This is a genomic window from Dietzia sp. DQ12-76, from assembly GCF_014145045.1.
Taxonomy (GTDB): Bacteria; Actinomycetota; Actinomycetes; order Mycobacteriales; family Mycobacteriaceae; genus Dietzia.
The window spans coordinates 1-1,297 of record NZ_JAALDV010000568.1 but is presented as its reverse complement, the minus strand read 5'-3'; the positions used below and the strand labels follow the sequence as shown (position 1 = coordinate 1,297).

Annotated in this window: 1 protein-coding gene; it reads right to left on the bottom strand. The window is 63.7% G+C overall.

The window, feature by feature from the left end; translation table 11 throughout:
- Nucleotides 1-43: 43 nt before the first annotated feature.
- Nucleotides 44-1,227 (bottom strand): IS3 family transposase gene (locus G6019_RS17020; RefSeq protein WP_152427882.1). Its coding sequence is split into 2 segments (ribosomal slippage): nucleotides 44-963 and nucleotides 963-1,227, totalling 1,185 coding nucleotides; the frame shifts between segments, so codons are not numbered across the junction.
- Nucleotides 1,228-1,297 lie beyond the last annotated feature (70 nt).

The following is a 1,297-nucleotide window of genomic DNA, read 5'->3' as shown; positions in this document are numbered from 1 at the left end:
TGACCTGCCGCGTTGATTTCGGACAGCGGAGTTGATGGTTTCTCTACGCTGCCGTTGCTGGCTGGAGGCCAGCGTAGTGCACCTCGTTCGGGCGCTTGTAGCCGAGCGCTGAATGGCGTCGTCGGGTGTTGTAGAACCCCTCGATGTAGCTGATGACGTCGCGCCTGGCCTGCCGCTTCGTGGCGTAGACGGTGCGGTGGACGCGTTCGTTCTTGAGCGCGGAGAAGAACGACTCTGCCATCGCGTTGTCCCAGCACACGCCCGTTCTGCCCATCGAGGAACGCATCCCCAGGTCCGTGACCAGCTTGCGGTAGTCGCCTGAGGTATAGACGCTGCCGCGGTCGGAATGGAAGATCGCCCGCGGCTCGATCACCGTCGTCGCGGCAGCGTTCTTCAGCGCCGTCTCAACGAGCTCGGTGCGCATGTGATCGGCGATCGACCAGCCCACGACCTTCTTGGAGTAGCAGTCGATCACCGTCGCCAGGTAGACGAACCCCTGCCACGTGTGGATGTACGTAATATCTCCGACGAACTTGACGCCGGCGCGATCGGCGGTGAAGTCGCGTTCCACCAGGTCAGGCATGTCGGCTGCAGCAGCGTCGTCAGCTTCAGTGGTGACCCGAAATGGCCTCGGCTGGCAGGCCACCAGGCCTTCGGAGCGCATGATCTGACGCACCAACTCCGGTGAGCACTCGGTGCCCTCGTCGACCAGGTCGGCGTGGATCCGCCGATACCCGTACGTGCCGTCGGTGGCGGCGAAGAAGTGCCTCACCCTGGCCGTCAGCGCCTGTCTGCGGGCCGCGGTCGCCGAGGTCGGGCGCGAGAGCCAGTTGTAGAACCCAGAGGTCGACACGGCCAGCCAGGCGCACATCTTGTAGAGCGGGTTGGTCTCGGACGGGTCGTTCCTGCAGGAGTCGATGTACTCGTATCGGCTCACGGTCGCTGCTCCCGCGCGAAGTAAGCCGCTGCTTTTTTCAGGAACGCCGTCTCAGCGCGAAGCTCGGAGTTCTCCCGCTCCAGCTCCTTGAGTCGTGCCCGCTCATCGAGCGTCACCTCGGTCTCCGTGCCGCCGTGGGTCTCGCGGTACTTGTTCAACCAGTTCCGCAATGTCTCGGGGCCCACGCCGTAGGCCACCGCGACGTCCTTGATCGTCTTCGAGGTCGTGATGACCTCCTGGCACAGCTCATCCTTGAACTCCTGGCTGAACCGCCTGCGTGATGCACTCACTGCTGGGTCTCATTTCGGTAGGTCCCTCACTTTAGGAGGGTCCACCGTCCGAGATCACCGCAGCAGGCCA